This is a genomic window from Rhodococcus sp. R1101, assembly GCF_000278445.1.
Classification (GTDB): domain Bacteria; phylum Actinomycetota; class Actinomycetes; order Mycobacteriales; family Mycobacteriaceae; genus Rhodococcus; species Rhodococcus gordoniae.
Window position 1 is genome coordinate 1 of the sequence record NZ_AJVB01000401.1, and the last position, 3,576, is coordinate 3,576.

The 3,576-nt window shown below is 69.6% G+C and carries 5 protein-coding genes; 3 read left to right on the forward strand and 2 right to left on the reverse strand.

The window, feature by feature from the left end:
* Nucleotides 1-568, forward strand: a 568-nt coding sequence (locus R1101_RS0118630) for a PAC2 family protein (RefSeq protein ID WP_016934856.1), incomplete at its 5' end; no start/stop codon positions are given.
* On the forward strand, nucleotides 565-1,710 hold the full coding sequence (locus R1101_RS0118635; RefSeq protein ID WP_016934857.1) for an MFS transporter: 1,146 nt from the start codon (nucleotides 565-567) through the stop codon (nucleotides 1,708-1,710). The genes R1101_RS0118630 and R1101_RS0118635, both read left to right, overlap by 4 nt.
* Nucleotides 1,711-1,815: 105 nt before the next feature.
* Here the strand turns inward: R1101_RS0118635 and R1101_RS31105 are convergent, their stop codons facing one another.
* Nucleotides 1,816-2,007, reverse strand: a complete 192-nt coding sequence (locus tag R1101_RS31105; protein ID WP_157179183.1) for a hypothetical protein — start codon at nucleotides 2,005-2,007, stop codon at nucleotides 1,816-1,818.
* A 287-nt stretch (nucleotides 2,008-2,294) separates the two neighbouring features.
* Nucleotides 2,295-2,756 carry a 6,7-dimethyl-8-ribityllumazine synthase gene (locus tag R1101_RS0118640; protein WP_016934858.1) on the reverse strand — a complete coding sequence of 154 codons (462 nt, stop codon included), beginning with the start codon at nucleotides 2,754-2,756 and terminating at the stop codon, nucleotides 2,295-2,297.
* 93 nt (nucleotides 2,757-2,849) lie between these two features.
* Here R1101_RS0118640 and R1101_RS0118645 point away from each other — a divergent pair.
* On the forward strand, nucleotides 2,850-3,576 hold a 727-nt coding region (locus tag R1101_RS0118645; RefSeq protein WP_442969890.1), incomplete at its 3' end, for a helix-turn-helix domain-containing protein.

The window sequence follows — 3,576 nt, forward strand, 5'->3', positions numbered from 1 at the left end:
ACCCACCACAGACTCTGCCATCATCGAACTCGTCGACGAATTCGAGGTCCACACGGTCGTGTTGCTCGGCGCGCTGCTCGCCGACACCCCGCACACCCGCCCGGTCCCGGTCACCGGCACCGCCTACAGCTCCGAGGCCGCCGAACGCTTCAAGCTGCAGACCTCCCGCTACGAAGGGCCCACCGGCATCACCGGGGTACTGCAGGACGCCTTCGTGCGCGCGGGCATCCCCGCGGTGTCGTTCTGGGCGGCGGTCCCCCACTACGTGTCCAACCCGCCCAACCCCAAGGCCACCGTCGCGCTGCTACGCCGGGTCGAGGACGTCCTCGACCTCGAGGTGCCCCTCGGCGAACTTCCGCTCCTCGCCGAGGAATGGGAACAGACCGTCACCGACATGATCGACGACGACGAGGAGATCGCCGAATACGTGCGCACCCTCGAGGAGCGCGGCGACGCCGAGGCAGAAGAGGACATCTCCGAGGTCATCGCCAAGATCGACGGCGACGCCCTCGCCGCCGAGTTCGAACGCTATCTGCGGCGACGGGGTCCCGGCGGCTTCAACAGGTGAGCGGTCCGCGCGAACCGCTGCAGCGCACGGCGCTGTACGCGGGTGGATTCCTCGGTCCGTTCGGCGGCAGCGTCGTCGTGTCGATGCTCCCCGAGATCGGCGCCGACACGGGCGTGTCCACCGGTACCGCTGCGACGACGGTCACCGCCTATCTCGGCGTGTTCGCCGCCGCGATGCTGTTCTCCGGCACCCTCGGCGCACGCTGGGGTCGGGTCCGCACCGTCCGCACCGCCTACCTCGTGTACGCCGTGGTCTCGATCGCCGCAGCTCTGGCACCGACCTTCTCGCTGCTGATCGGCACCCGCATGCTGCAGGGTGCCGCCAACGCGTTCACGACGCCGCTGTTGCTCGCGGCACTGGCCGTCATCACCCCCAAGGACAGGCTCGGGCGCGCACTCGGGTTGTTCGGGGCCATGCAGGCCGCCGGCCAGACCGTCGCTCCCCTGATCGGTGGGCTCGCCGCCGAGGTGAGCTGGCGGTGGGCGTTCGTCGTGCTCGCCGGTGCCGCGCTGCTCCTGGCGCTCGCCGGGCTGCCCGACTCGGTGCGCGACGACCCCTCCGGTCCCGACCGGGTCCGCCTACGCGACGCCGTGACTCCGCGCGTCCTGCGCATCGGCCTCGTCGCACTCCTCGGCTGGGGCGCCCTCGGTGGGCTCGGGTTCCTCCTCGCCTTCCGGGTCGAGGACGAGTTCGGGTTGTCCCCGTCCGGACGCGGCGTGGTACTCACCGTGTTCGGTCTCGCCGGAATCATCAGCTCCCGGCCGGTCGGGATGCTCATCGACCGTGTCGGGGCCCGCGCGATCGTGCTCGCCGGTGCGGTGAGCGGCGCCGCACTGGTCGCTGTCGTCGGTACCGTCCCGTGGCTCGTCGTGCTCGGTGTCGCGTGGTTCCTGGCGGGCATCGCCTCGCAGTTCATCCTCGTGGGTGTCAATGCCGCGGTGCTCGGCGGGCCCGGCGGCAATCGTGGTGGTGCGGTGTCGGTAGTACAGGCCTTCCGTTTCGGCGGGGCGGCCTTCTCCCCTCTTCTGTTGACCCCGGTGTACGGCGCCGACCCGGTGCTCGCCTTCCTGCTGCCCGCCGCACTGCTCGGCGGGCTCGTCCCCCTCCTCATGACGCGGCGGCCGGACGTACCGGGCCGTTGATGCCGCCTGTGTCGGTGCGGGTGATGTGTTGGGACGTGAGCTTCTGGTGGTGGTGATTGTTGCGGATGGGAGGCATATTCTGTTTTTCAATGGTTTCCGTATTATTCAGAATGTTTTTGTGGGTTTCTCACACCCATCGTCTTGCGACGTCGGATCACCCGTGTGCCCGACGCTCCATCGCTTGAACTCCTCCGAGAAGCTCGACGCGGCGGTGTTGCCGAGACGGTGCGCCCCCCTTTTTTTCCACCGGCCCGGCTTCGGCAGCTCCCCCGCCATCGTGCCGAAGGTCTCGGCCACGATCGCCCGCTACGAAGTCCCCTCCTCCCCCGTCGTCACCGGAGGGTGCGCACACTCGAACCCGGCTCCGCGGCCTCCTGATGCCGGGTGAGATCCTCGGCCGGGCGGCGCAACAACACTTCACGCGCCCGGGCGGGCATGAAGCGCTGAACACCGACGAGACCGCGCGAGCGGCGGCCTGCCGCCGGCGCATCGAGACGCCCACCCTGCCGGCAACAGGGCAGACCCCGGCGGCGGAGAACTCATCCGGCAGCACACGTTGATCCGGCGCGCGCTGCCGGACCGCCTCAGTCTCCGGTCGGCAGCGCGCGCAGCGAGCGCACAGTGGCGTCGACGGCACGGGCCGCTTCGGCGCCCTTCTTGACGAAGTGTCGCGTGAAGTACTCGACGTGCTCGTCGTGCTCGTGGAAATTGTGCGGGGTGAGTACGACGGAGAAGACCGGGACATCGGTGTCCAGCTGGACCCGCATCAGCCCGTCGATCACCGCGGTGGCGACGAAATCGTGCCGGTAGATGCCGCCGTCGACGACTAGCCCGGCAGCGACGATCGAGTCGTACTGCCCGGTCTTCGCCAGCCGCTTCGCGTGCAACGGGATCTCGAATGCGCCGGGGACCTCGAAGAAGTCCAGCGCGTCCTGCGAGACCCCGAGACGGGTGATCTCGTCGGTGAATCCCGTGCGGGCCTGATCGACGATGTTGCGGTGCCAGGTCGCCTGAACGAACGCGATGCGCCCGGTGATTTCGGTCATGGTCACGAAACTAGCGCATGCCCCGTCACGGTTTGCGGCGCGGGAGGGGCGGTGCTCGATCCTCTGAGATTTCGTTTATTTTTCTTTTCCGTCATGCACAGAGTGACTAACGTGGTGGATGTGACTCAGCCGGCTCCCGCCCCCGAGAACCCGATCGGTCCCCGCCCCGAGCGGTACATCGACATCTACCGCCGCGCCACCGCCCGCCTCGAGGCATGCCTGCCGCTCGGCTGGTCGCTGTCCAACGACCGCCCCCGCTCCCCCGACGCACCCACCCGGATGCTCGTCACCGCCCCCGACGGCGACACCGTGTCCTTCTCGGTCGTCACGTCCCGCGGCGTGCTCTCCGGTGACGTCGCCCGCATCGCCGCCGACCTCTCGGACGCCGACCGCGGCTTCGTGTGCGCCCACTATCTGTCCGATCCGGTGCGGCGCCAGCTCGACCGGCACGGCATCTCCTACGCCGACGCAACCGGCAACCTCTGCCTCGTCGCGAACCGCCCGGCGGTGTGGGTCCGCGATCGCGGTGCCGACGCCGATCCGTGGCGCGGCCCGGGTCGCCCGTCCGGGGTGCTCACCGGCGAGCCGTCCGACCGGGTGGTACGGGCGCTCGCCGACCACGTCGGGGAGATCTCCGTCCCGGAGCTGATCAAGCTGTCCGGCGCATCGACCGGCGCGACCTACCGCGTCGTCGAGGTGCTCGTCGAACGCGAACTCGTACGCCGGGTGCCCCGCGGTCCGATCGTCGAGGTGCGGTGGGAGCCGATGCTCCGCGCCTGGGCGGCCGAACGGAAGGTGTGCCCGGTCCGGCGGTTCACCG

Excerpts from the sequence above, each read along its gene's own strand:
- R1101_RS0118640 (WP_016934858.1), bottom strand. The coding sequence starts at position 2,756 with ATGACCGAAATCACCGGGCGCATCGCGTTCGTTCAGGCGACCTGGCAC.